The sequence below is a fragment of the Desulforapulum autotrophicum HRM2 genome (assembly GCF_000020365.1).
GTDB classification, from domain to species: domain Bacteria; phylum Desulfobacterota; class Desulfobacteria; order Desulfobacterales; family Desulfobacteraceae; genus Desulforapulum; species Desulforapulum autotrophicum.
In genome coordinates this window covers 20,554-44,245 of the sequence record NC_012108.1, presented here as the reverse complement: position 1 = coordinate 44,245, position 23,692 = coordinate 20,554, and the positions used below count along the sequence as shown (strand labels likewise).

General features: G+C 48.3%; 19 protein-coding genes. 9 read left to right on the top strand and 10 right to left on the bottom strand.

The window, feature by feature from the left end; all coding sequences use genetic code 11:
• The first annotated feature begins 1 nt into the window (after nucleotide 1).
• From HRM2_RS00150 to HRM2_RS00135, 4 genes are read left to right on the top strand one after another with little or no spacing between them, the layout of a single operon-like run.
• Nucleotides 2-865, top strand: coding sequence for an ABC transporter permease (locus tag HRM2_RS00150; RefSeq protein ID WP_012662408.1), 864 nt, complete (start codon nucleotides 2-4; stop codon nucleotides 863-865).
• Nucleotides 862-1,644: an ABC transporter permease gene (locus HRM2_RS00145; protein WP_012662407.1), complete on the top strand. Its 783-nt coding sequence runs from the start codon at nucleotides 862-864 to the stop codon at nucleotides 1,642-1,644. Before HRM2_RS00150 ends, HRM2_RS00145 begins: the two co-directional genes overlap by 4 nt.
• Nucleotides 1,635-2,345, top strand: a complete 711-nt coding sequence (locus HRM2_RS00140; protein WP_012662406.1) for a TIGR04283 family arsenosugar biosynthesis glycosyltransferase — start codon at nucleotides 1,635-1,637, stop codon at nucleotides 2,343-2,345. Before HRM2_RS00145 ends, HRM2_RS00140 begins: the two co-directional genes overlap by 10 nt.
• Entirely contained in the window at nucleotides 2,345-3,103 is a 759-nt protein-coding gene (locus HRM2_RS00135) for a TIGR04282 family arsenosugar biosynthesis glycosyltransferase (RefSeq protein WP_012662405.1), read from the top strand. Before HRM2_RS00140 ends, HRM2_RS00135 begins: the two co-directional genes overlap by 1 nt.
• A 127-nt stretch (nucleotides 3,104-3,230) precedes the next feature.
• Here the strand turns inward: HRM2_RS00135 and HRM2_RS26845 are convergent, their stop codons facing one another.
• Both HRM2_RS26845 and HRM2_RS26840 read right to left on the bottom strand, forming a co-directional pair.
• Nucleotides 3,231-3,374 (bottom strand): hypothetical protein, encoded by a 144-nt coding sequence (locus HRM2_RS26845; RefSeq protein WP_012662404.1) that lies wholly within the window; start codon nucleotides 3,372-3,374, stop codon nucleotides 3,231-3,233.
• 79 nt (nucleotides 3,375-3,453) lie between these two features.
• Nucleotides 3,454-3,597, bottom strand: a complete 144-nt coding sequence (locus tag HRM2_RS26840; protein WP_187149314.1) for a hypothetical protein — start codon at nucleotides 3,595-3,597, stop codon at nucleotides 3,454-3,456.
• Between the two features lie 262 nt (nucleotides 3,598-3,859).
• Here HRM2_RS26840 and HRM2_RS00130 point away from each other — a divergent pair, with 262 nt between their 5' ends.
• From HRM2_RS00130 to HRM2_RS00110, 5 genes are all read left to right on the top strand, one after another.
• Entirely contained in the window at nucleotides 3,860-5,038 is a 1,179-nt protein-coding gene (locus tag HRM2_RS00130) for an ABC transporter substrate-binding protein (protein ID WP_012662403.1), read from the top strand.
• Nucleotides 5,035-6,915: an ATP-binding protein gene (locus tag HRM2_RS00125; RefSeq protein WP_012662402.1), complete on the top strand. Its 1,881-nt coding sequence runs from the start codon at nucleotides 5,035-5,037 to the stop codon at nucleotides 6,913-6,915. Before HRM2_RS00130 ends, HRM2_RS00125 begins: the two co-directional genes overlap by 4 nt.
• On the top strand, nucleotides 6,912-7,619 hold the full coding sequence (locus tag HRM2_RS00120) for a response regulator (RefSeq protein ID WP_012662401.1): 708 nt from the start codon (nucleotides 6,912-6,914) through the stop codon (nucleotides 7,617-7,619). Before HRM2_RS00125 ends, HRM2_RS00120 begins: the two co-directional genes overlap by 4 nt.
• Nucleotides 7,616-10,924 carry a BTAD domain-containing putative transcriptional regulator gene (locus tag HRM2_RS00115; RefSeq protein ID WP_012662400.1) on the top strand — a complete coding sequence of 1,103 codons (3,309 nt, stop codon included), beginning with the start codon at nucleotides 7,616-7,618 and terminating at the stop codon, nucleotides 10,922-10,924. Before HRM2_RS00120 ends, HRM2_RS00115 begins: the two co-directional genes overlap by 4 nt.
• 168 nt (nucleotides 10,925-11,092) lie before the next feature.
• On the top strand, nucleotides 11,093-11,419 hold the full coding sequence (locus HRM2_RS00110) for a hypothetical protein (RefSeq protein WP_012662399.1): 327 nt from the start codon (nucleotides 11,093-11,095) through the stop codon (nucleotides 11,417-11,419).
• 163 nt (nucleotides 11,420-11,582) lie between these two features.
• Here HRM2_RS00110 and HRM2_RS26835 read toward each other — a convergent pair whose 3' ends face one another.
• The 8 genes from HRM2_RS26835 to HRM2_RS00075 form a co-directional block, all read right to left on the bottom strand.
• On the bottom strand, nucleotides 11,583-11,750 hold the full coding sequence (locus HRM2_RS26835) for a hypothetical protein (RefSeq protein ID WP_012662398.1): 168 nt from the start codon (nucleotides 11,748-11,750) through the stop codon (nucleotides 11,583-11,585).
• A 269-nt stretch (nucleotides 11,751-12,019) separates the two neighbouring features.
• Nucleotides 12,020-13,405 carry an MATE family efflux transporter gene (locus tag HRM2_RS00105; RefSeq protein ID WP_012662397.1) on the bottom strand — a complete coding sequence of 462 codons (1,386 nt, stop codon included), beginning with the start codon at nucleotides 13,403-13,405 and terminating at the stop codon, nucleotides 12,020-12,022.
• Nucleotides 13,406-13,641: 236 nt separating this feature from the next.
• Nucleotides 13,642-14,481, bottom strand: a complete 840-nt coding sequence (locus HRM2_RS24800; protein WP_232364308.1) for a glycosyl hydrolase 108 family protein — start codon at nucleotides 14,479-14,481, stop codon at nucleotides 13,642-13,644.
• A 122-nt stretch (nucleotides 14,482-14,603) separates the two neighbouring features.
• Nucleotides 14,604-15,269 (bottom strand): endonuclease III domain-containing protein, encoded by a 666-nt coding sequence (locus HRM2_RS00095; protein WP_012662395.1) that lies wholly within the window; start codon nucleotides 15,267-15,269, stop codon nucleotides 14,604-14,606.
• 3 nt (nucleotides 15,270-15,272) lie between these two features.
• Nucleotides 15,273-16,379, bottom strand: a complete 1,107-nt coding sequence (gene cbiD / locus HRM2_RS00090; protein WP_012662394.1) for a cobalt-precorrin-5B (C(1))-methyltransferase CbiD — start codon at nucleotides 16,377-16,379, stop codon at nucleotides 15,273-15,275.
• Nucleotides 16,376-17,836, bottom strand: coding sequence for a cobyrinate a,c-diamide synthase (locus HRM2_RS00085; RefSeq protein WP_012662393.1), 1,461 nt, complete (start codon nucleotides 17,834-17,836; stop codon nucleotides 16,376-16,378). The genes cbiD and HRM2_RS00085 overlap by 4 nt, the downstream gene beginning before the upstream one ends.
• Nucleotides 17,784-18,398: a precorrin-8X methylmutase gene (locus HRM2_RS00080; protein WP_012662392.1), complete on the bottom strand. Its 615-nt coding sequence runs from the start codon at nucleotides 18,396-18,398 to the stop codon at nucleotides 17,784-17,786. The genes HRM2_RS00085 and HRM2_RS00080 overlap by 53 nt, the downstream gene beginning before the upstream one ends.
• A gap of 434 nt (nucleotides 18,399-18,832) precedes the next feature.
• Entirely contained in the window at nucleotides 18,833-23,608 is a 4,776-nt protein-coding gene (locus HRM2_RS00075) for a hypothetical protein (RefSeq protein ID WP_148214524.1), read from the bottom strand.
• Between the last annotated feature and the right edge of the window lie 84 nt (nucleotides 23,609-23,692).

The following is a 23,692-nucleotide window of genomic DNA, read 5'->3' as shown; positions in this document are numbered from 1 at the left end:
CATGGTGCCGTATCTGAAACTTTTACCGGCACTGCTGCCCTTTGTCGTGTTCTTTGTCGGCGGCATTGGTGTGACCCTTTTCCAGTCGTTTGGAATGATGAACCCCCTTGTTCACTATGATTCCATCTGGGCGGCCTATAAAATCATCATTACCCACGGCCATTTCACCCTGTCCATACTGTTCTCGTTGTATGTGGCCCTGGTCTCGTCTTTCCTGGCCATTGTGATCGGGACCGTACTTGCCTACACCATATGGAAACTGCCCCCTGCCATGGCAGTTAAAACCATGGTGTATAAAATTCCCATTATCCTGCCCCACATTGCCGTGGCCTTCATCACCATGATTTTTCTCAGCCGGTCAGGTATCATTTCGTCCATCTGCCACAGCCTTGGCATTATTTCCGGCATCCAGGAGTTTCCAAATCTGATTTTCAGCAGATACGGCATTGGAGAGATTGCGGCTTACACGGCAAAAGAGTGCTCGTTTGTCACCCTCATGGCCATGTCTGTCCTGGTGAAGTTTGACCGGCGCTACCTTGAGACGGCCCGACAGCTGGGCGCCGGAAGGATGCGCATTTTTTTCCTGGTGGTTCTGCCACAGCTAAGGGAGATCCTTGTCACCACCTTTTTGATTCTCTTTATATACAGCTTCGGGGCCTTTGAAATTCCCTATATCCTGGGAACAGCCAACCCCGGGATGCTGAGCCTCCAGGTGTACAACTATTATTTCATGCACGACCTTTCAGAACGGCCCGTGGCAATGGCCCTGCTGGTGATTATGTTTCTGATCTGTGCCCTCCTGGCCGTTGTCTATTTTCAGATAAGCTATAAACTGGGGCATAAACACAACGGAAGTGATGCATGACCAGGGATAAGACCAAGGTGATGCTCATATGGACCCTGTTTGTCCTTCCCCTGGTGGTGCTGGCCTTGTACAGCTTTGCCGGACGCTGGGCCTTTCCCTCCCTGCTGCCCGACACCATGGATCTGAGAACCCTGGTCTACCTGAAAAAAAACGCCATCAGCATACTTACCAGTATGGGATCGTCGTTTCTATACTCCATGGCTGCGGTTTTTATGTCCATTGTCTATTCCCTCCTGCCGGCATCGGTATTGAGCCGATCGAATTTTCCAGGACAGCGCCTGGTTGAAAGCCTGCTGCTGGCCCCGGCCGTGCTGCCGGTCATGACCTTTTCCATTGGCGTCCACATGATTTTCATCCGCCTGGGTCTGGCCGACACCCATCTGGGAGTGGCACTGATCCTTTCCATCTACAGCTATCCCTATATGTTAAGGGCCCTGATGGCAGGGTATGCCACCATTGATCCCGATGCCCTGGCCTGTGCTCGGAACCTGGGGGCAGGTTCCCGGCAGATCCTATGGGAAATTGAAATACCCCAGCTGCTGCCTGCCCTGGTGGCCGGGGGATCCATCGTTTTTCTGGTGGCATTCTCAGACTATTTTTTGGTGTTTCTCATTGGCGGCGGCAGTGTGCCCTCCTACTCAGGGTATCTGTTCCCCTTTCTCAACTCAACGGACTGGTCCCTTGCCTCGGCACTCACCCTTCTCTCCCTTGTGCCGCCTTTGCTGCTGTTTCTGGTACTGGACCTGACCCTGGCAAGGCTTTACCGCAGATGGATCTAAACACAAAACAACCCATCTCCCTCACTGCAATTGTCCCTGTGCTCCATGAGGCGGATATTGACCTGTTCCTGTGTGATCTTGTTGAACAAACCAAACACCGGGAAATGGAAATCATTGTGGTGGACGGCGATCCAGAAGGTTCGACCATTGGCCGGATATCCAAAGCCCAAACAACCTGGCCTGCCATCAAAAAAATCACCGCTTCCAGGGGCCGGGCCCTTCAGCAAAATGCGGGGGCTGCCATGGCCCGTGGAGATGTCCTGCTTTTTCTCCACGCAGACACCCGCCTGCCCCGTGATTTCCATGGACTGATCGTGGAGACTCTGGCCCAGGGATTTTCAGGCGGTGCCTTTGATCTTCACATCGACAGTTCACACCCCCTGATAAAACTCATATCAAAAATTGCCTCGTTCCGGTCAAGGATCACGAAAATTCCCTATGGAGACCAGGCCATCTTCCTGAAAAAAGAGCTGTTTAACAGGATCCATGGGTTTGACGAAATTCCCCTGATGGAAGATATTGCCCTGATGCAGAAGATAAAAAAATCCGGGGAACCCTTCAAAATCCTGCCCCAGAAGGTGTCGACCTCTGCCAGAAGATGGATAAACCAGGGAATTTGCTGGACCATGGTCCGCAATCCGATTATAGCCATGCTTTACTACCTTGGGGTTCCCCCGCGAATTCTGATTAAATTCTATTGATGGAAAATAAGGATCAGCCCACGTCCATGGAAAACCTGTTGATCGTTTTTATCAAATACCCGGAACCCGGCCGGGTAAAAACCAGACTTGGCCGTAAGATCGGATACAAACGATCGGCCCTGGTATACGAGGAACTGGTCAAACAGCAGATTCTGGATCTTACCTGTGATCGTTTATGGGAAACGCCGGCCAACGCTTTACATTCAGAAACATTTCATTGTTCGTTGGACAAGGGAACCACACTCCACTCCGGCCCGGCGGGTTATGACCTGGCATGTTACGTGGATGACAGCCGGCCCATTGACCAATATCGATTAAAATTCGGCAGCAATCTTAATTTTTTTGTTCAAAAGGGCAGGGACCTTGGTGAACGCATGGCAAGGGCCATTGAAGAGTCCTTTGATCGTCAATATTCCCGGGTAATCTTAATGGGCAGCGACATTCCCCTTGTGAACGCATGGGATGTCAACCTTTTTTTCAACCATCTTGTAAACGATCAAATGGTAATCGGTCCTGCAAGGGACGGTGGTTATTACATGATCGGATGTCAACGGGGGATCTCGGTTTTACCCCTGTTTGAAAACATGGAATGGAGCACCCCGGATGTGTTTAAAACCACCCTTGCCAGGGCATCGGGCCTGACGGTCAAAATTGAAAAAACCTGGTTTGACATTGACACCCCTGAAGATCTTAAGCTCTACCAGGGTCTTTTAAAAACAGGAAAAGGGTTTGCCAATACAGACCTGGCAAACCCCTGAAAAAATCTTAAAATTATATTTATGGAGGTCGGGTTAGGAGCAGCAGTCATTGCCTGCTCGTCAGACATTTAATTTTTAAATTTAAAAAGATGGCAGAGCCTCAGAGAGGCCCTGCTTTTAATGCCCATCATCCGGCAACATCAATTCCAGGATCACAACCAAGGTTTTTGTCAGGTGTCTCACATTCAAAATTATGGTGTCTGGTATCTACATGGCCCTCATTTCGTTCGTCTTCACTTTCAACAAAATTATCAATTTTTTCTTTTGTCATGGAATCACCCCGTTAATAAGTTTTTTTCAATTAAAAGTATTGCCTTTGACTTTGAAGCTCTGCCGTTTTCAATTAACCATCATCCCGCAACATCAATCCCCGGGTCACATCCAAGATGACTGTCAGGATTTTCACACTCAAAATTTGCCTGCCTGGTGTCCACATGACCTTCTCTTCTTTCATCGTCACTTTCAATATAATTTTCTTCTCTATGGTTTGTCATTATATTACCTCATTCGTAATTAGTTTTTTTTATTTATCAGGATTCTCTTGTCCGTCCTGTGTTAGAAATAAACTATGACCGAATTGTAAACATTGCAATGGGGGAAGACCAGGGGTTTAGTGATAGCTAAAACCTATCATCAACTAAAATTACCTGCTACACCCTGGCAGATTGACATTATCTGCCCGCTAATTTATCCTGGTTTTATTGGTTGTTAACAATTTGATAAACGAACAACCCAGGTTCAACACAGGGGAAAACCGTGATTCAAAGGCTTGGCATACTGCTCGTTTTCATGGTGATACTCGGCTGCACCAGGGGAGAGGACATTCTCTCTCCCGGGGAGAACCAGACCGGGATCACAACAGACGAAATCCGCATCGGATCCTCCCTGGCCCTTGGTGGCCATGCCGGATACCTTGGCACCCACATGCTCCACGGAGCAATGGCATACATCAACCACATCAATGAAACCGGCGGCATCCATGGCCGCAAAATCAATCTGATCGCCCTGGACGACGGATACGACCCTGCACGATGCCTTTACAATACCCAGCAGCTCATTGCTGAACACGGGGTTTTTTCCCTGTTCTGCTACGTGGGAACACCGACAACCGTGCGGATCATCCCCCTGGTCAATGAGGCAAAAATCCCGCTTTTAGGAATGCTTACCGGTGCCAACCGGCTCAGGGAACCCTTTAACCGCTTCCTGATCAACAGCCGGGCCTCCTATTACCAGGAGATCAGTGCGGCAGTGGATTTGATGGTCAAAAAATATCAATTTGACCGGGTGGCCGTGTTTTACCAGTATGACGAGTATGGGCTTGACGGGCTCAGGGGAGCTGAAATTGCCCTGAAACAATACGACCTGATCCCCGTGGCAAAGGGAACCTATGTCCGGGGGACCATTGATGTGGAAACAGGCCTGGAACAGATTGCCGCATCCAAAGCCCAGGCCGTGGTCATGATCGGCACCTATGACTCGTGCGCCAGGTTCATCCAGCTGGCCAGGATTCAGCAGTTTGCGCCACTTTTTTACAATGTTTCGTTTGTGGGCTCCAAGGAGCTTGCAAGAAGGCTCGGGCCCCTGGGAGAGGGGGTTCTGGTGACCCAGGTGGTGCCGCCCCCCCATGCCCTTGAAGACGGCATGGCCCTGCCCGGCGTCAAAGACTACATGGAGATGTTGAAACGATATTACCCTTCGAGCCTGCCCAGTTTTGTGGGCCTTGAAGGATATATCAATGCAAAAATTCTGGTCAGGGGTCTGGAACTTTCCGGAAGAGAGCTCACCCGGAAAAAGTTCATAAATGCCATTGAGTCCATCCATGAATTTGACCTGGGCATACAAAACCCCCTTTCATTTGCCAGGGATGATCATCAGGGCCTGGACCGGGTCTATTTCACCCAGATCAAACAGGGCAGGCTGGTGCTGTTTCCATGAAATTTTTCAATGACCTGACACTGAAAAACAAAATCTTCATCTCATGCCTGGGGTTTACCCTGATTGTCAGCATATTGATCGCCCTGTTTACCCGTTCCCTTTTGATAACAAGCCTGACCAACGAACTGAAGACAAGGGGGGTGGGAATATCCCAGAGTATTGCTGACAGTTCCAGGGGATTTATCCTGACTAAAAACCGGCCCGAGTTAACAGCCCTTGCCTATGACGCCCGCCTGGGAAACCGCAAGGATATAGCCCTTTATGTTTTAATCTGCGACAAGGCCGGCCGGATCCTTGCCCACACCTTTACCACGGGTCTGCCCGAAACCTTTAAATACGGCATGGAAAAAACCGATCATTCGGTTGAAAGCATCGTTCAAATGCAGGTTGACCGCCACTGGGTTTTCCACGTCACCGTACCGGTAAAAGAGGGAATATATACAATTGGTTCGGTGCAGATGGGGTTAAACCAGCACCACATCGACAGTCTCATTGCCCGGCTTCGACTCCTGTTTTTAAGCTTTCTGTCCGTGGTCACCATTATTTTTTTCTTTTTAAGCCACCGCCTTTCCCTCCACATTACCAAACCCATATCCTCCCTGATCCAATACATGGACCAGCTGACAAAGGGCGATTTCAACATCGAGGCAGCCCGAAACACATCCCTGGCCATGGAACCGGGTGCCGGGGATGATGAAATCTCCGTTCTGACCAATTCATTCATCAATATGGCCGCAGAACTCAAAGCCTCCACTGACAAGCTCAGGGAGTCCAGGAAAAAATATCATTCCCTGTTCCAGAGCGGACCCAACCCCATATTTGTCATCCAAAAACCCAACTTTGAAATCCTGGATGCCAATCCAAAAGCCACAGAACTGTTCGGGTATGAAAGCGATGAACTCGTGGGAATGAGCCTGCTGAACCTGGGAGACCTTGAAAAACATGAATTTTCAAAGTCCTATCCCATTGGACAAGCCATTGTTCTTTCGTCCAAGGTACGGTTTTTTAAAAAAAACGGCGACGCCGTATTTGTCAATATCCATGCCTGCCAGGCTGAATACCCTGGCAGGGATGTGATCATCGTTGCAACCACGGACATTACAGAGCTTGTTGAAAAAGACTCCCTGCTGATCCAGGCGTCTAAAATGACCAACCTTGAAAAAATGTCCGCAGGCATTGCCCATGAAATAAACCAGCCCCTGAACGCCATTAAAATGGGCAGTGAATATCTGTGCATGATGAACGAGCAGAACCGGGCCGTAAAACCCGCTGATCTCACCATGGTGCTGACGGAAATAAGCGCCCAGGTCACCCGGGCATCGGAAATTGTGGGCCGGTTAAAAACCTTTTCCAGAAAGGCGGACTTTTCAAGGGACCCCATTGATCTAAACCAGTGCGTCAAGTCTGTCCACAAGATCATCGGTCGACAGATCGCCCTGCAGAACATCGACATCACCCTTTGTCTGGACAATTTTCTTCCAAAAATCATGGCCCATAACAACCGCATGGAACAGGTTATTTTCAACCTGATCACCAATGCCAGGGATGCCATTAATGAGCGAGTGGAAACACAGATGGATATTAAGCAGGGAAAAATTGAAATCTCCTCTTTTTCCCATGGTCAGATGGTTGCCCTGACCGTTACCGACAACGGCATCGGCATCAAACCCGGACAGATGGACAATATCTTTGACTCTTTTTTCACCACCAAGGAAATGGGGGAGGGCATGGGTCTGGGCCTGCCCATTATCCAGGGTATTATCCGGGATTACAACGGAACCATCAGCGTTGAAAGTACACCCCTCACCGGCACGAGCTTTAAGATACTGTTTCCGGCACAAATTCAAAACCACCCCCAAAGGACCTCTCAACAATGAAAATACTGGTCATTGATGATGAAAAACCCACCCTTGCCATGTTTAAACTTTTTCTGACCGCCTATGGATATGAGGTCCATACGGCTGAAAACGGAGAACAGGGATTAACACGGTTTAAAGAGATATTGCCTGGAATTGTCTTTACCGACCTCAAGATGCCCGGCATGGACGGCATTGAAGTGTTAAGACAGATTCGACAATTTAACCCGGAAAGCCAGGTGATCATCATCACAGGACACGGCGACATGGAAAAAGCCCTGGAAGCCCTGGATCTTGACGCATCTGATTTTATCAACAAGCCCGTGGAACGAACGGCACTGAATGCGGCCCTTGAACGGGCGGAAAAAAGAGCGTTACTGCCTGGTGAACAGTCGTTTGAGTTAAACCATGTGCGATCGGGAACCCGCATTGATATCCACCTCCAGGGCAAATTGTCCGGGTCTGAAAAAAAAATCTTTATCGGCCCCTGGCACTCCGAACCCAGGCAATCGATCACCCGGATCAATTTCTGGTTTGACGATCTGTTCTCAATTGACAGGGAGGGGATCACCCTTTTCATGGAGAGCCTTCAGCAGATAAGGAAACGGGGAATAAAAATCCACATGAAAGGCCTGTCCTATAACTACCTTCGTTTTTTTCAAATGGCAGGTATGGAACGGATGGCCGTCCTTGAAACCGATCCGCCAGAGGAGTCAGGGGTTTGACACCTGTAAACTGCCGCATTCCCCAGGTCTCCGACCTTGTGCCGAGAACAAGGCTCCTCAACCTCCTTGCCGACCATGGCCACTGCCGGATTTTTCTGGTCACCGGCCAGGCCGCCCAGGGAAAATCCACCCTGGTGGCCTCATTTCTGGACAGAGAGCACCAGGACTGCCTCTGGTGCCATCTGACACCTGAAGCCTCCGACCACACCACCCTGTTTGATATTATCATCAACGGCATCCATCAACTTTTCCAGCAAAGGAGTGATCGGCAGACAGACAAGGGGCGTAAGAGTCAAAACATCCAGATCCCCCAGACCACTCTTGGCATTCGCCAGGACCTTTTACGCCAGATTGAAACCCTTTCCCTGATTTTTGAACAGATCGATTTTCCCCTGAACCTGGTACTTGACGACATGGAAAACCTGGATGATCGAGGGTCAGCCTTCGCCCTGATTGAGCAGCTCCTGGCCAACCCCCCCCATGGCATCCGATTTTTTCTTGTGTCCAGGACCCTGCCGCCGTTAAATCTGCCCCAGTTTAAAATAAACCAGACCCTTTTTGCCCTCAACAATGAAGACCTTGCCTTTACCCTGGACGAAACCCTGGCTTTTTTCCGGCAAAAAGACACCATGATCCCCGAGGATATTGAAAAAATATTCAACATCACCGACGGCTGGGCAGGGGGGCTTGTCCTGGTTTCTGAATCCCTCAGGCGAACCCAGAACCTTGAAAATCTGCCAGGTCACCTGTCGTCTGAAGCGTTCTCATACTTTTCCCTGGAAATTTACAACTCTCTACCCCTGGAAACCCGACATTTTTTGATGCAGACAGCGATATTTGACATCCTGGATACACGGATACTCAAAGATTTTTTCACCAACATTGATGCCGTGTCTGTTCTAAACGAACTTGAACAGCGAAATCTGTTTATCCAGAAGATTGAGCCGGACGATCGCTGGCCCGTGTTTAAATACAATCATCTGTTCCGGGATTTTCTCAAGGCGGATCTTTTGAAACACCTGAACCCCGGAGAATACGAAGCCTTGAACCAAAAGGCCGGCCGGCTTTTCTGGGCGAACAAATCCCATGAACAGGCCCTGGGCGCCTTTATCTCGGCAAAGGCCTTTTCAGAAATTGCAAACATCATCCGCATCAAGGGAACCGACTATGTGATCACCGGCAGAACAGCCGGACTTGCCGAAGCCATATATGCACTGCCCAAAGAGATGGTGGACCATGATCCCTGGCTGCTTTTCTTCAAAACCCTGACCCAGCGCATCAAGGGGGGCAGAAAAAACATCCAGGCCTTTGGCCGGGCACTGGCTGGGTTTACAAAAACAGCGGATACCCGGGGAATTTTGCTCTGCACGGCCTACCTCATTGAGGCCGCCGTGTTTGTCAGGGAACCCTCACCGGTGATTTTAAAATGGATCAACCAGGGAGAAGCCTGTCTGCGATCAAGGCAGGGGGAACATCGGTATACCTGGGCCAGAACCCTTTTGTGGCAGCAGATCGGCCTTGGATATATTGCCGGAAATGGGGACATCCCCAAGGGCATTTCCGCCTGTCGGAACGCCATCCTCCTTGCCCGGCACATTAAAAATCCGGACCTGCTGCTCAATGCCTCGGTGGTCCTGACCCTGGGATTTGTCCAGTCAGGAGATTTTTCCAGGGCAAGAAAGATGCTGGAAAAAATCCAGGCAATGACCGAGGAGGGTCGCCATCCCGAATACCGGGCCCTTAAAAACATCACCAATATCGACTATGCCCTTAAAAAAGGAGAGTTTGAGCCAGCACGGGTTCTTTTAGAAAAAACAGAAGCAGATGTTGAGAAATTCGGCCTGATTTTTCTATACCCGGGTCTTGTGGAAGCCCGGGCCATCTATTTTGTATCCACCGATCAATTTACCCAGGCCCTTCAGACGGCGAATCATCTGTCGGATTTTTCAATACTGGAAGGCAATGATTTTTACCTGGGTATTGCCCACCGCATCCGGGCCATGAATTTTTTAAAATGCGGCAAATATGCGCTTTCCAAAAAAGAAGCCCTCAAGGCTGTCAAAGCCCTAGGCGAGTCCAGAAGGGGGGATATCCACCTGTTCATGGCCCGCCAGATACACGGGTTTGCCCTTTTTCACCTCAAGGAATTTTCTGCGGCGCAAAGGGAACTTGAACCCACCCTTGAATATTTCCATCACATCACATCAGATCTTCTGTTCTGTGAAACCAGTTTTATCCTGGGGCTTGCAGCCTTCGCCCTCAACCAGGCCCAAAGGGGTGAAGCCCATCTTGGGGCAGGACTCCAGAAGGCCGTGGAAAACCACTACAGCTATTTTCCCCTGGTTGACTTGAAAACCCTGGCACAGGTGCTTGTCCGTGCAAGCATGATCAAGCCCGTTCCAACCCTTCCTTCCGGTATGATGTCAACGAAATTGTCCGTCCCCCTTCAGCAGGCCATTGTCGACTACCTTGACAGTGCTGAAAAAAAGGATAAAATAAAAAGAATCGATCAATTAAGCCCCCTGTACCGACTGACCCTGCCCATGATCCGGATCAACACCCTGGGAGAGTTCACCGTTCTTGTGGACAATCACCCCATGGACAAGGCCGTGTTTGAAGGAACAAAACCCATCTCCCTTTTAAAGGCCATTGTCCTGAACGGTTGCCGGGACATCCACAAGGAAATCCTCATCGATGCCCTGTGGCCTGATGCCGACCCGATTGCCGGCAATAAAAACTTCAAGATTAACCTGCACCGGTTGAGAAAAGCCCTTGAACCGGATCCGGTCAAGGCGTTTGGATATACCTATGTGATTCAGAAGGCTTCCCGGGTCTCCCTGGATATGGATCTTATTTCCCTGGACACGGATGAATTTATGGCCCTTGGGGCAAAGGCCACGGGCCTGGAATTCGTCAACACCCAGGAACAGGCCCTGGAGTGCTACGCCAGTGCAATCAAGCTCTACCGGGGAGATTACTTTGCCGATGATCCCTACCTGGATTGGATTGCCCACAGGCGTGAACTGTTCCGGTCAAAATATATGACGATCCTTCAGAAAAAAGCCATGCTCCACGAGGATATGAGCCAGTGGCAGGAGGCCATGGACACCTGGCGTAAACTTCTGCAGACAGACCCCACTTTTGAAGGGGCCTACCAGAACATGATGATCCTCTATGCAGATGCAGGCCGTAAAAATGAGGCCATCCAGGTGTTTAACAAATGCTGGGCAGTTCTGAAAACTGAACTGGATACGGAACCCGATCCAGAAACCTTTGATCTATATGAAAAGATCAAAAAGTTATAGGGTACTTCTTAAATCAGGCCATGGCATCCAGGAATAGATGCCCAGATGTATTCACCGTTTCCTTTTTCTGGTCATCTGTGGGCAGGGGAATATTTTATATGGTTGCAAATCAAAATCGCATTCATATAGTTAAGCTGTGCAAACACTAACATTTTAATGGGGGATCAAATGCAAACCACATGGACATACAAAGACTATGAGATCGAAGAAGGGTTAAAACCTGGAAGTAAAACTTTTCGTTATTTTTTTAAGATTCTCAAAAGTGGTGAAAAAAAATGTAACTGCTGTGTTTGGATTGCTGATGAGGCCCTGAGCCAATTCGATCAGGACAAAGAATTTGATACTATTCTTGCTTCCCAAAAAGAGGCCTGGCAACGTTGGGTAAAGGGAAAAATAGACGAGGGTGACTTTCGAAACCGAGCTTTGAAAATAGGAAAAGAAGGTCAACAGGAAATCAATCTATCGGATATGTCGGATCATATCAAGCCTGAATAAAAAAATTACCTTGATCTTTAGCTGTCAAAATAGCTGTTGTTGATATTGATTCTGATGTTCTTCATGATGCTGAAAACCTGGGCCAGGTACAAGATACCTGGCCCAGTTCTCAGTTATTATTCTTAAATTTTAAATAAAATGGGACGCGTATAATCAAAATATATTAAAGTTTTTTTGGTTTGCACACATTTTCGGGCTTTGCAGCGCTACGTCCACAGCCCTCACAATAATGGGTGGCCGGTTCGATAAGTGAAATATAAGCCTGGGGATCTTTGATCTGCAGCTCTTCTTCTATATAACCGCATAAAGTTTTCTGATTATCATCACTCATTGTTGTATACCTCCATATGTATATTTAGAATTATATTTATATTTGTGCCGCTATAATAAAAAAAGAAACTTGGGTTGACCTGAACGGCATCATTAAACACTAAAATAAACACTGGGTTGCACAAGTCAAACAACGCTCCCAAGTCAAGCACAGACACAATTGCTTTTTTAATGCCGTCTGCCTGACACCTGAAAGTTGCAAGCGCCGTGTGTCAGGTGTTCAGCAAAAAGCAATGACCCGATAAACCAAGGGAATGATCATCCTCTTTTCTAGGGCAAAAGCCTTCTTTCCTGCTGTATCATCCGGATGGTTTGCCATTTGCCTTTGTAAAACCGTGTAAAAATCATCAGACAGAGCATAAACAGGTAAACAGTGATGCAGGTCCATGCATAATAAAGCCCCATCTCAAAATAAATGATGCCCACCCACACCGGTATGAAAAGAAAAAAAACAGCGGCAACCCCCATGCTCCACATGATAAACCTGGAATCTCCGGCACCTTTTAAAACCCCCATATAAATAACATTAATGGAATCAAAGAAAAGATAGACTGCCACAAATCTTAAAAGGATGGTTCCCATTTCCAAGATGTTTTTCAGGTCTGCTGGTGCCAGATCTGCCGATAAAAAAACCTTGATGAGTGGAACGGGAAAAAATACAAACAGCAGAATCAGACAAAAGACATAGGACAGGGCAATGTGGGCGGTGGCGTTACCCGCTATAACCGCCTGATCGGGTTTTTCTCCTCCCATGGCCCGCCCCACAAGGCTCGAGACACCGATGGAAAAACCAAACATGGGCATGTATGACAGGGAATTGATGGACATGACGATGTTGGTGATTGCCAGCTCCTGTTTTCCCAGCCTTCCCACAATGAGAATAAAAAAGGCAAAGGCAAGAATATCCAGGAAAAATTGAATTCCTCCAGGGATCCCGAATTTCATAAGCCGCAAAAACAACTTTGGATTAAACTTCCGTGCATCCCAGACGTGGTAACGTTCATTATACTTTTTGTTAAAAATCAAAAACATAAAAACACCGGTAATCAGTGTCCATGCCATCACGGTTGCAAGTGCCGCTCCCCGGATACCAAGCTCGGGAAATCCCCAGGCCCCGTTAATAATGGCATAATCCAGGGGGATATTGAAAAGTGTTCCCAGGCTAGTGACCAGCATCACGTTTCGGGTCAGCCCCCTTCCCGAATAAAAACACGACAGGGTGGTTCCCAGGATACTGATACCTGTACCAGAGCACAGAATACGAAAGTAAGTCACTTCAAGCTGCTGAATTTCGGGCAAATGGCCGATAAATGCAAACAACCGGACAGCAGCAAGGGCAATGAGTGCCATGACAGCAGCACTTATCATCGAAAAATAGATCCCCTGCCACAGGGTTGCACCAACCCCTTTACTGTCATCGGCCCCCGTATACTGGGCAATAAACACATTTACATATCCAGCTGTACCCATGAAAAAAGAGGTAAACAAAAAAGAAGTAATACCGGCCGGCAGGGAAGCTGCCAGGGCATCCAGTGAATATTGGCCCAGAAAAACCCGATCGGTAAATTCCATCACAGTGGTGGCCCCCATGCTCAATACCAGGGGCAGACTTATCCTGAGGATCTCTTTATACTTCTTGATAGTGAAAAACGTCATATTATTAAAAATTTTGTTGTCCCTGATTCTGATGTACTGTGTGATATTCTACCGTCTTAAAAACAGAAGGGCAATTCCTTAACTTGACACATCTTCATGGCAGAAACAGGGAAGCTTTCCTTTAAAATTTGCAATACTTCACCTGGCATTATTCCATGTTTTTTTCACGTGAAACAATAATTTGGAATCCGAAAAAAATTATTTACTTGTTTCTGGGTGCTCCCCAGGCCATAAGATCAGCCGAGCAAGCCCAGCGACCGGTAGGTATTGCGTCCAGCTATACCATCAGGTTCCAGCCCATTTGCCTGCTGCCAGGCTTTCAGCGTGGCCTCGGTGTCTCCAGTAAACCTTCCATCCACCTGAATTTTCAGTGCTTCTTGGAGTTTGCGCACCCAGAGTCCACGGGAACCTTTTTTGACAATTCGGTAATCCACCGATGGAACAACGTCCTCTAGGACCTGACTGCTTTCTCCGGCCATGGCAAAGGCTGTTCCGCGAACGGCTTGAACGCGGCGTTCCCACCCCTTTCCAAATGTGAACCAGGTGGAAAGACTACGCAGAAAGGTCAAACGTCGGTCGCACATGACGTCGATAACCTGGAGGGGTTCGGACGCTTTGACCCTGGCAAGGGTTTTAGGACCAATACCACCATCCTGCTTGGCTCCAACTGCTGCTTGTAACCATTTAGCACCTCTCCCGGGTCCAGAATTCACTGCGGCGTCAAAGAGTGAATAATCGACACCTGCGGGAAGTTCATCACAGCAACATTTGCTCCAGTAACCAGAACGGTAAATTTGCTCCAGTGCCTCGTCTGTGATATTTCGCAGGTCGTCTTTATTTTTATCTTCTCCAAAGTAACGTTGATACGTAGCCAGCGTGACCCCTTTCATGGTTGCACCGCCTGGGTCTCTGGGATGATCTGCCCATCCACCCTCGTGGACCAAAACATGGGTCAGTGACATCTTAAAGTTTCTCTTCATTTTTTGACCTCTTTGTTGGGTAAGGCCCATGATCAAAATAAAACCTCCCACATGGCGTGTCTTTTGAGCCGTCTTCTTCGTTGCCTTAATGGGCACATATTTCAATATGCTCCCATTAACGTGCCTTGAATACGACTTAAAATCCTACGCCATGTTTTGGAATATTTTATTTCGATCATGGGCCTAAGGTTATATCGATTTGTAACCTGCCGTTGACATCAGGCCTTTGCCATGTTTTTTCTGGGCTTTGCCCCTTTTTTGGGACACATGGATTCCAGGACACAGACATCACAATGGGAGCCCACGGGCCGGCAGGTGCCCTGGCCAAAGGCGACCAGAATGGCATTTACACGCTGCCACAGCTTTGGGGGCAGTTTTTTCCTAAGGGCCATCTCGGTTTCAAGGGGATTTCGGGTGTCCACATATTCCCAGAGGTTCATGATCCGGTGCACATGGGTATCCACACAGATGGCGTCTTTTTTAAAGGCAACAGACATCACAAGATTTGCCGTTTTACGCCCCACCCCGGGCAGGGTCACCAGGTCATCAATATTCTGGGGCACCTTTCCATCAAAGGCCTCCATGGCCTTTGGAAGACGTTCAAGATAACCTGATTTTGAAGTGTAAAATCCCACGGGATAGATCAGATCGCTGATCTCCTGCCTGGAAAGCCCGGCTAGGGCATTTACATCGGGAGCCTTTTTAAAAAGTCTCTTACATGCAGCGGCCGTGGTTTCGTCCTTGGTCCGTGCCGATAGAATGGTTGCCACAAGTATCCGGAAGGGTTCCTCGGTCTGGGCCCCCATGAGGTCAATAATGGGAACCTTGTAATCGGCCACCTCTTTTGCCAGAATATCAATGAACTTCTCAATATCAATGCCCATGTCTCATGCCCCGGGCGTGTCTGAATCAAACACGATGTCACCGTTAAAATCAAAAATAACAGCACGGATCAATAATTTTCCATGGGAAAATTCAAGGGCCGAACGTTGGATATTCTCTCCCACCCGGCGAATCAGGTCCGGGTAGTCCGGAAAAATAAAGGTAAAGGCATGGCGGGCCGTGTTGGAACCGGCAATGTTTTCAGCCAGAGTCCCATTGGGGTATAGTTCCTGGGCCCACCTGGAAAGCCGCTTCATTGTCAGCTCTGATTTGGCGGCATGGGTGTGGGGAAATCCCATGGCCATTTTCACGGCTTTTCCAAAAAAAACCGTGATGATCACTTTTTTAATTTCAGATGCGGCCTCTGCCGCGTCCAGGGACGCCTTGAAAAAATCACCGATCTGGACAAAGGCCTCTTCTGAAAAACCGGGAAAAAGATCCATTGCAAACCGCTCACTGCGCCGTCCCGTGGTAAACACAAGGGTGTCAACACCCATGGCCTCGGCCACGCTGATTCCGGAATGGATGGTGGCAATATAGGCCTCGTGGGACATGGGCCGGACAATACCCGTGGTTCCCAAAATGGAAATCCCGCCCAGGATACCAAGACGGGCATTCAAGGTTTTTTTTGCCAGTTCCTCACCCATGGGAACCACAATTTCAACCTTTACATCCATGTGACTGAGATTAAACGCCCCAAGCACCTCGTTGACCGCCTCACAGATCATCGTTCGGGGCCCGGAATTGATGGCAGGTTGGCCCACTGGCACCTCAAGTCCCGGTTTTGTGACAACGCCAACCCCTTTGCCACCTGTGATGGTGATGGTGGAATCGCCCCTGTCCCGGCGTTTTATGGAAACCCTGGCACCTATTTCAGCCCTGTGGGTGACATCCGGGTCATCGCCGGCATCCTTTTCAACAACACTTTCAGCCATGGAAGGAGAAAGTTTTTTGCTGTTATGAATGGGGATAAGGCAACGTTCATCGTTCAAAAACCTTATCTCAATACCCTCTTGGGCCTTGCCCGAAACAAGCAGCATAAGGGCCGCCCTGGCGGCTGCCGCTGCCGCTGCCCCCGTTGTAAATCCAGGTTTCAGCCGTTTCTCTGTCATGGTCGGCAATCCCCGTTCTTAAACTGCCAGCACCTTTCCACAAAAGAGGTCCCAGCCGTGGAAAGGCTGCCAAAATGGATGTGAAGATAACTGCCCAGGGTATTGTTCTTCTGGAACCCCTGGGTTGAGGTTCGGGTGCCGTCCCGGCGGCAGGTACCGTATACTCGCCTGATCTCTTCAGGCACAGGGATGTCTTCATCCATGGCCGAATAGTGGAACTCATGGCCCTTGAGGGTATCCCCCTTTTTCCCCACCAAAGTATCCTCGGACAGAACAATTTTCCGATACCCCAGGGATCGAAGCCTTTTGGACATGGACACCTTAAATGGAAAACAGCCTACCATTTTAAACGTCTTGTCTTCATCCATGGCCGTCAGGCCTTTACAAAGGTACATGAAACCACCGCATTCCCCATAAACAGGCATACCTGCAAGGCTTTGCTGACCGATTTCGTCCATGAGGATGGTATTTTCAGAAAGCCCATCGGCAAAAAGCTCAGGGTAGCCACCCCCGAAATAAATACCGTGGATGTTCTGGGGAAGATTTTTGTCTTCAAGGGGAGAAAAAGTGACGATTTCAGCGCCTGCAGCTTCCAGGGCTTCAATATTTTCAGGATAATAGAAACAAAAGGCCCGGTCCCTTGCTAGGGCGATCCTTACTTTTTTCTGGGGCCTGTTTTTTATGCCCTCATCTTTAAGCCCGCAAAGACGAATGTCCGGAAGGGTCTTGATCATCTCCCCAAGGCGGGTGTGTTCATGGATCATCCGAACAAGCTCAGACACCACTTCCGCCTGGATTCCGTGGTCTTCCGAGGTCACAAGACCCAGGTGACGTTCAGGAATGGCAATTTTATCGTTCCTTGGCATGAATCCCAGGCACGGCATGGTGCAGTTTGCCTCAACCGCCTCCTTAAGATATTCGTAGTGGCGCTCGCTTCCGGTCTTGCTGAAAATTACCCCGGCAAATCGAAGATCCCTGTCAAAATTTTCAAATCCCTGGACAATGGCGGCAACGCTTCTTGCCATACTCCTTGAATCCACCACCAGGATCACAGGAAGGTCGAGCCACTTGGCCATCTGGGCCGTGGAGCCTGATTCGTCAACGCCGCTGTAGCCGTCAAACAACCCCATGACGCCTTCGACAACGGCAATGTCCGCCCCCTGGCAACCCCTGGAAAATACCTGCTGGTTGTAGGCCCTAGGGAGCATCCACGAATCAAGATTCCTTGATTGGCGGCCCGTCAATGCTGAATGGTGGCCGGGATCAATGAAATCCGGACCCACCTTAAAAGGGGCCACCTTGAGTCCAAGTTCCTGGAAATAGGCCATCACGGCAAGGGATATAGTGGTTTTTCCGCTGCCGCTGCCGGTTCCTGCAATTACAAACCCTTTAATAACAGCCTCCTTATTCTTCTGCCGCCATGATGGAAAGTGCGTTGACAACACTTGCGGCAACATTGGACCCACCCTTTCTGCCCACATTGGAGATAAAGGGGATGTCAAGATTGATAAGCTCAGCCTTGGATTCAGCTGCATTAACAAACCCCACGGGCAGGCCGACCACCAGGGCCGGTGTCAGCGTTTTATCCTTTATAAGATCCATCAGCCGAAGCAGGGACGTGGGTGCATTGCCTATTACATAAATACCGTTATCAAAAAGTTCAGCAGCCTTGTCCATGGCGGCAAAAGCCCGGGTCACCCCGTTTGCCTTGGCACGTTCAGACACATCCGGATCTGCAATCAAACAATGGACCCCATTGCCGAACAGGGCAAGTTCCCCTTTTCGGATGCCCACCCTTGCCATGTTGGTATCGGTCACAATGGTACATCCATCCTGTATGGCCTTGATGCCTGCTGCAACGGCAGCCGGATGAAACCTTACACTCTTCATATATTCAAAATCAGCCGACGTATGAATCATTCTTCTGACAATGTTCCACTCCTGGACGGTGAAATTATGGCTGCCAGCCTCGCTGTCAATGATCTTGAAACTCAAATTTTCTATTTCACCGGGTTTCATTTTTTTCTCTCCCCATATCTTTTAAAAGCACCCATGGCTTGTTTTTCCAGTTTTTATATTCCAACCAATCTGGTTGCGTTCAATATTTTCCTATACCCCATATGACTTCACAGGATATAGGTTCTTTATCAGATAAACGATAAATTTTCTTTATTTTTTTAATGGATCATTCAAGGAAAGGATGACCTTGATCATAATCAAGGTCCACTATTACCAGCCTTTAGATCGGCACACGAAGGGTTACTGTCTGACGGTAAAAAAAGAAATGCCGGCCTGTTGAGATCCAGTAGGGATAGGTAATATTGATCATGGGCGGCAACCATATGAAATCCAAACATGAACAGGCCTAAGATGCCCAGAAGGACGATAAAACCGCCAATGAAGATAAAGCCTTTGTGGTTTTAATGCAATCAAACCAATCCAATCCAATCCAATTACATGAACAACGATTGGGTCAAATCTGAAAGATCCTGAACTGTCTGCATGATCCCTTTTCCGCCTGTGGATTTTTTAATAATATCATCCCATTGGCTAGGTGGAACATCTGCCTTACCGATGACGTTGAAGCCATCTTTTACTTTTGTAAATGTTTCAAGGGCCTTTTCAAGCCGTTGCATATTGTGTTTGTCCGATGGTGACAATTTTGACGGTTCAATATTTTTAAGTTGTTTGAGCTTTGTATCGATAAAGGGCAGAAACTTGCCGTCAAGATCTTTGGCCGTTCCCCTGCAGGCTTCCCTAACCCCTGCCAGCCGGGACAAATTCTTATCCTTGAGCATTTCACCGGCCTTGAACATGGTGACATCAGACATTTGTCTTACCCATTTAGGGTCCAGGCTGTCCATTATTTCATCCACATTGGACAAATCCTTGCTGATATTGAGAACCGCCATCTGCTTGTATGCCTCAGGATCAACCCGTGAGGTCATTTTTTCCCAGGATCTGGGGGCGCTGTGGCCGTTGGAAGCATTCTTATAGGCATCATCCCAGGACTTCTGGGCATCCAGTTGCCATTGGTGGCGGGAAACCGGCTTGCCGTTCTTGGTCAGCCAGACATTTCGCCTTAATGAGGTTGTGCCGTCTGAATTTTTAAACGGGATAAAGTCCGGCTGTTCTTTCAATGCCTGATCAAAATCCATGCCAGTGGAGCCGGAGCTTGCTGCGTTTCGGATGGCAAAAATCTCGTGATCACTGTACCCGGCCTCTTTCATTGTTCGATAATATTGCTGCCGTGCCGGCCCGTGGATCTGATCCAGGGATTTATCAAAAAATCGACCGGTGGCAGGTGGAGCTTTGTATTTCAAATACCCTTTGGCTGCAGGGTTCTGGTTGATGGCGGCTGTGCTGTCGATCATCTTTTTGTGAAGGGCCTTGATTTCATCATCGGGCAGCCCGGCCTTTACCCCTTTTTTCCAGTTGTGATAGTCCGTAACAAATCCCTTGACCTGTCGTTCCGCATTTTCAAGTTCGGCTTTGTAGACTTTAACATCATCTATGGTTGGTTTACCCAACTTCGGATTGCCTGAAATAATGTCTGGTTTGACGGCATCTGCTTTTTTGGCGGCATCGGCAAGGCTGTCTGCTGTTTTACCTATTTTGGCATCGCCCAGGTCCGTGCCACCTTTGCCCATTTTGCCAACCAGAAACGGCAGTCCCTTGTTCATCAGGAGAGAAATCCCACCGGCCTTAGCCGCACCATACCAGCCATCCTGACAATATCCGTCGTAGGTACTCCAGGCAATATCCACGGCATCTGAATACATGGACACAGAATTTTTGACCCCTGTGAGCAGGTCTTTTTCAGCCCAGCCCGTGGTAAACTGGTAGGTCAGAGCAAGGGCCTGGGGGCCGCCGAACATGCTACAGGCAAGCATACCGACATCGGCCCCGGTTTTAATATTTTCAATGGCGGCAACCTGGGCCTCTTTCCATGCCAGGTCCTCATCAATCTTGGCCATTTTTGCCTCTTCAAATCCCTGCCATTTATTTTTTAACGCTCCGTTCAATTTTTGATATTTTTCCGGATCATCCGGGGATTCATCTCTGATTTTGTGGAGGATTTTCCTGGCCTGGTAACGGTCCGCCTCAGGTAGAAATTCAATGTATTTTTGTGCCAGTTCATCCTGGGTTTCAATGAATTCTATTTTTTTGATATTTTTTTCAATGTTGTTTCTGAACTGAACCCGACACATGCTGTCAAACGGAGTCTCGGTTTTTGTAAAGGTCCCGGTTTGAAGCTCGTTAATGCGGTCCTGTTCAAAAATAGCATTGGATTTGGCAGAAATAATATTGAACTGAAGCGCAGCAATCCTTTCCTGCTGACCTTTTTGAGGTACCCCGCCCTGGGCTTTTAAATCTGCTATTTCCCGGTTAAGTTCCTGGGCAATCTTCTGGGACTTTAATTGTTCATATTTGATGATGCTGGCATGAAATTCCATGGATTCTTTAAGCGCCGCCAGGTTTTCTTTGTCCAGATCCCGGGCCGTTTTTTTGTCTGCCTGCCGTTCGTCCTGGGCAGACCGATCTTTTTTCGCTATAATTTCAAGATTTTCACCCATCTGTTCGCTTAACGCTTTTGCCTCGTCCTGGCTCATGAATTTTCTTTTGTAGTAAAACTTAACACCTGCATTGGCCAGGGAGATAATGTTGCTGTAAACGTTTGAACCGCAATTGAGCTCTATGAGCGCAGTCTGGGAAAAGAAATTGTCCAATGGCAGGCTTAATTCGCTTTTCTGGGTTATTTTGCCTGGACCGCTGTTCAGATGCTCACTGAGCAGGCCGACAACCACCCCGTCTCCTGCATACCCCTTGTAGCGTCCCTGGGCATCCAGTCCCTGGGGGGACAGGCCCGCTTTGATATCCGAAAATGGAGAGGGAACAATACCTGATTTTACAGGGGTTGTCACATCCCGTGTGGCTGTAAATTTAAGCTCCAGGCGTCCGCCTGCCTGGGGGATAACAGGCGCCGGTAAATCCCAGCTTACATTATTTTCAATTGTGAGTGAATCACGGACTGTTTTACTGTTGTCCGCATCATCAAAAACGATTCGTTTATCAACATTGATAATCTTCGTATCAGAGCTGTCGGTTTCCCTGGTGGCCATCATCATGGGGCGGGGCGTAAATCCATCCTTACGGGCCATCATCTCCATATATTGCGCTTCTATGCCCTGACCGATCACAGAAACACCCAGTCTGTCTTTTTTAACCGGAACCGTGTTGACTTTTTCCATGCGGTCCAGCACCCAGTATATATTTTCGGCCGGAACAGGCTCAGGAAATTGAACCTGTCGGGCAAGGGTTTCAAAGGCCAGGCGTTCACCTTCAAATTCTTCAATAAATTCCTCTTGATGTTTTTTCAGCTGGCTTTCCCATTTATTCCAGTTGAATTCGTCGTCCGTGGGAGGCTTTTGATACTGAACATAATTGGCCAAAAAGGCCCGGGAGCGGACACCGCATGACAGCTCAACCTTTGGGAGCTTGTTTTTCCGGATCAAGGCTGCCATTTGTTCACTAAAATCGTTGTGGTCCTCAGTGAAATCCTTGGGTTCCAATGTGTATTCTGTTTTCTGAAAACCGTCTTCTGTCATGGTCAGCACCACCTTGGTCAAGGCACTGCCCCCATAATAATAGACAAAAGAGCCGTTGTCCTGTTGTTCAAACATCTGAAGAAAAGAACTCTTATCGCCCTCTTTACTCGTTTCACAGGAATACATGACCACCCGGTTTTCCCCCATGCTTTTCAAGGGTTGAAAATAGGTGACCCGGTCATAGTCATCATCTTTTTCCGTCCGGATGATGGTATGGTCTGGATTGGCACTGCGGCCTCCGTCCAGGGGATTTTGAATGGACTGGTATGGGGCCGGCTCATACTCGCCGGAAAGTTCCACCGGTTTTAACAGGCTTTTTAACAAGCTTTTTGATCGAGCATAATTTTGGGCTGCTGCCGCTTTGATCCCCGTCACATCGGGAATCTCACCCAAAGCTGCAAAGGCTTTAACCCCCTCATTCATTTTACGCTCAAGGGATTTTAACAGAGCAGCACTTTGGCCTGCCCGCCGCATCAGTTCGTGGGAGGCCTCGAGATTGCCGACAAATCGGGCCATCTGGGCCTGATTGATAAAATTGTCATATCCCTGGATAACCATCATCATGGATGCCCTCAGGGATAAAATTTCCCAAAGGATCGGGGAGGCTGCATTCAGGTAGGTGATGCAGGCATCTGCCGGAAAATCATAAATGGCTGCCCACTGGGCTTCAAATTTTTTTTTGGCCGCTGGCGCCATGGGGCCCAAAAGATCTTCCATGGCTTTTTTAACAGCCGATACAGCACCAAGATACTGGAGTTTGCTGAATTCACCCGGATCAAGCCGGGGGGCAATTGGTGAGGCTTTCGCTGTTGTCAGCATGGAGGATAATGGTGGCAGCGACGGCAATTTTCTGAACGCCTCCATTTCTTCTTTTTCCGATATTAAGCCTTCCGATATTTGAACCTTTGTTGACGGCGTCGACTGTATATTAATGGCATCCGCACTTGCCGGCACTGTTGGCTTGCCGACAACACCTGCTGTTTCAATGGTCTTTTCATCGGTCTGAGTCTTACTTTCAAAAATCGTTTCAGAAGGGGAGGAAAGTGGTACCGTATCTGTCAAGGTTAAATCTGAGACCTGATCTGATTCTATTTTATTTCCATTCCACTCTCTGGATAGGGATGCATCATTATAGTTCCATTTTCCTAAAAAAGAGGAAAAGTCTTCGGCGAAAATAAATTTCAGATGTCCTTTGGCATTGGTCTGTATCCATGTTCCGGTCAATATGTTGCCTTGCAGAACACCGTCTATTTTACCGCCTTTATATTTATATGTTCCAGTGATCCGATTTCCGTTCAGCTGAAGAGACATTTCGCTGAAATCGGTTTTATAGACGCCTTCAACGATGGGAGTGCCTTTTTTTGCTGAGGCAATATCTTTTATAATGGGTATTTTTGCAGATATGTTTTCGATCTTCCGGCCGTTCCACTTTTTGGACGGGGTGGCATCATTGTAGTTCCATTTTCCAGAAAAAGAGGAGAAGTCTTTGGCGAAAAAAAATTCCAGGCGTCCTTTGGCATTGGTCTGTATCCACGTTCCGGTCAATATGTTGCCTTGCAGAACTCCGTCTATTTTACCGCCTTTAAACTTATATGTTCCAGTGATCCGATTTCCGTCCATCTGAAGAGACATTTCGTTAAAATCAGTTTTATATATACCGTCAATAGAGGCTTGGACAGCATGGGCCATTGTCCCAAATGACAG